The sequence below is a fragment of the Bacillus sp. P4_D3 genome, assembly GCF_056401855.1.
Genome location: NZ_JBFUIN010000371.1, coordinates 1 through 3,089, shown reverse-complemented (window position 1 = coordinate 3,089; position 3,089 = coordinate 1). Strand labels below are relative to the sequence as shown.

Here is a 3,089-nt window from a genome sequence, read left to right as displayed (position 1 = left end):
GTCGTAATGATGGTGCTGTAGTTTAATTTCCGTATCCATGAATTGTACATGTAAGGAATCATCTTGTTTGTATATTTTCAGTGTTCCATAAGCAGGGTGCTCAAAAGTTCCAGTGTAGTCATCTAATGTATGAGAAGGGGTAGTCCCATTTATTGCTTCAGGAAGTGATTCAGTTGCCTCTTTCATCATTTCTTTCATTTTTTCACTATCTTCTATAGCACGTTCATGCCAGTCGATATATTCTAGTCCGAGAAGTTCGTCGTAAATATGTTTTGTAATATAAGTAGGGAGTAAAGTTTGTCCAGAATTTGTTAGCACGATAACACCGATATTTTCGTTGGGCATAAATGACGCAAGTGCAGAAAATCCATCAATATTACCGCCGTGATKAATCAGTTTATAACCGCGGTAAGCGCTAATAAACCAACCGAGTCCGTAGCTATTTAATGGTGATTCAGTCGTTGATAACATTGGCTGATCTGGAATTGGAGTATGCGGTGTATACATTTCTTGGAGTAGTTCAGTAGAAATCAAATCATGATTTTCTGTTTTTCCTTTGTTTAAATGAAGTAGAACCCATTTTGCCATATCTTCAATGGTAGAGTTAATACATCCAGCTGCTCCAACGGTATCGATATTTCGGAATGGAATTTCTTTCATTTCACCATTATCTTCAGTGTAAGGTAATGCGTAATCATCTGTATGTTGTGAGTCTGTAACAGAGAAGTTTGTATGCCTCATATTTAAAGGTTCTAAAATATGTTCTGTAACGTATTGCTCCCACGTTTGATTCGTAATGCTTTCCACAATATAACTAATTGTCGCATACATTAAGTTGTTATAAAGAAATGCTGTGCGGAACGGTGCATCAAGTGATAAATGTTTTATTTTTTCTACGATATCTTTTCGAGTTAAGGAAGAACTGTACCAAAGAGCATCGTGACGACTTACCCCAGTACGATGAGAAGCTAAATCTCGTCCTGTAACTTGCGAGTTAGCGAGCATATCAGATAAAGAGAAGTTAGGTACGTAAGTTTGGACAGGAGTATCCCAATTAAACTTTTTTTGCTGTGCTAATAAGCTTAATGAAAGTGTACCGAATGCTTTCGTTGCGGAACCGATTGCGAATCGTGTCTGCGGAGTAACAGCCTCTTTTTTCTCTATGCTACGATAACCGAAACCTTCAGAAATAATGACCTCACCATCTTTTATAACGGCTATAGCAGCGCCAGGAACGTGTAAATCCCTCATCATCTTCTCAACCTTATGTTGTAACGTACTTAAAACAGGAGTTTTGATTTTAGACATGCTTCCAACCTCCAAATATAATTTTTATGTTCCGCACTATACTTTCTGTAATAGAAAAGTGAAAACCTTTTTTAATATTGAAAGTTAATAATTTTGTAAGAAATATTGAAAGAATTTTTATTAATTTGGATTATTAAATCCGCTGTTTTTCATGTTATGATAAATCTCATATAAGATTGAAAGAAGGTTTTCCTACATATGAAACATGCTGAATATGAATACTTAAATTTATGCCGTCATGTAATGGAGCACGGTACGAAGAAAGAAGATCGTACAGGGACAGGTACTGTATCTGTATTTGGATATCAAATGCGTTTCGATCTAAGTAAAGGATTCCCTTTATTAACTACCAAGAGAGTCCCATTTCGCCTTGTAGCAAGTGAACTGCTTTGGTTTATGAAAGGTGATACAAATATTCGTTATTTATTACAACATAATAATAATATTTGGAATGWATGGGCGTTTAAGAGCTGGGTAGARAGTGACGAGTATAATGGCCCTGATATGACAGATTTCGGTCTTCGCTCTCAACAAGATGAGGAATTTAAGAAGCAATACGATGAGCAAATGGAATTGTTTAAAAAGAACGTTCTAGAAGATGATGATTTTTCGAATAAATATGGTTATTTAGGAGATGTATACGGAAAGCAGTGGCGAGCTTGGAAAACGACAGCTGGTGAGACGCTTGATCAGCTAAAAGATGTAATTGATATGATTAAAAAAACGCCAGATTCACGTCGCCTAATTGTTTCTGCTTGGAATCCTGAAGATGTACCGAGTATGGCATTACCGCCTTGTCATACGCTATTCCAATTTTATGTAGCGGATGGCAAACTTTCTTGTCAGCTATATCAAAGAAGTGGAGATATATTCCTTGGCATTCCATTTAACATTGCAAGCTATTCACTTCTAACACATTTAATAGCACATGAATGTGGTCTCGAAGTAGGAGAGTTTGTTCATACAATTGGTGATGCACATATTTATACAAATCATTTTGAACAAGTAGAAAAGCAGTTGGCACGTGAACCACGTCCGTTCCCTAAACTTACATTAAATCCAGATGTGAAATCTGTGTTTGATTTTGAAATGGACGATTTAACTATTGAAGGATATGATCCACATCCAGCAATTAAAGCACCAGTTGCAGTGTAATTGTAGAGGAGATGAAAAGATGATTATTTCATTTATGGTCGCAATGGACGAAAATAGAGTAATTGGTAAAGATAATAAATTGCCTTGGCATTTGCCAAGTGAATTACAGTATGTGAAGAACACGACAATGGGTCACCCGCTTATTATGGGAAGAAAGAACTACGAAGCGATTGGTAGACCACTGCCAGGAAGACGTAATATTATCGTAACTCGCAATGGAGAGTATCATGTTGAAGGTTGTGAAGTTGCTCATTCTGCGGAAGAAGTGTTTGAGCTATGCAAAGATGAAGAAGAAATCTTTATTTTTGGAGGAGCGCAAATTTATGATTTATTCTTACCGTATGTGGAGAAATTGTATATAACAAAGATTCATCATGCGTTTGATGGAGATACATTCTTCCCGGAAATAGATATGACTGATTGGAAAGAAGTTTTTGTGGAGAAGGGCTTAACGGATGAAAAAAATCCGTACACGTACTATTATCATATTTATGAAAAGCAACAATAAAAAAAGATTGATGTGAGCATTCACATCAATCTTTTTATTTATATTATTAAATGTATCTTTATAGAGGGGATTCGATAGTGCTATAATGAGAGTTAGCATGTATAGAATGCTATAAATC

General features: G+C 36.0%; 3 protein-coding genes. 2 read left to right on the top strand and 1 reads right to left on the bottom strand.

What is annotated here, in order from left to right; translation table 11 throughout:
* On the bottom strand, positions 1 to 1,308 hold a 1,308-nt coding region (locus AC1DTM_RS21235; protein WP_477000807.1), incomplete at its 3' end, for a serine hydrolase.
* Between the two features lie 198 nt (positions 1,309 to 1,506).
* Here AC1DTM_RS21235 and AC1DTM_RS21230 point away from each other — a divergent pair.
* Together AC1DTM_RS21230 and AC1DTM_RS21225 are read left to right on the top strand one after the other, a co-directional pair.
* Entirely contained in the window at positions 1,507 to 2,463 is a 957-nt protein-coding gene (locus tag AC1DTM_RS21230) for a thymidylate synthase (protein WP_477000806.1), read from the top strand.
* Positions 2,464 to 2,482: 19 nt separating this feature from the next.
* A complete protein-coding gene (locus tag AC1DTM_RS21225) occupies positions 2,483 to 2,971 on the top strand; it encodes a dihydrofolate reductase (RefSeq protein ID WP_016104734.1) in 489 nt (162 codons plus the stop codon).
* Positions 2,972 to 3,089 lie beyond the last annotated feature (118 nt).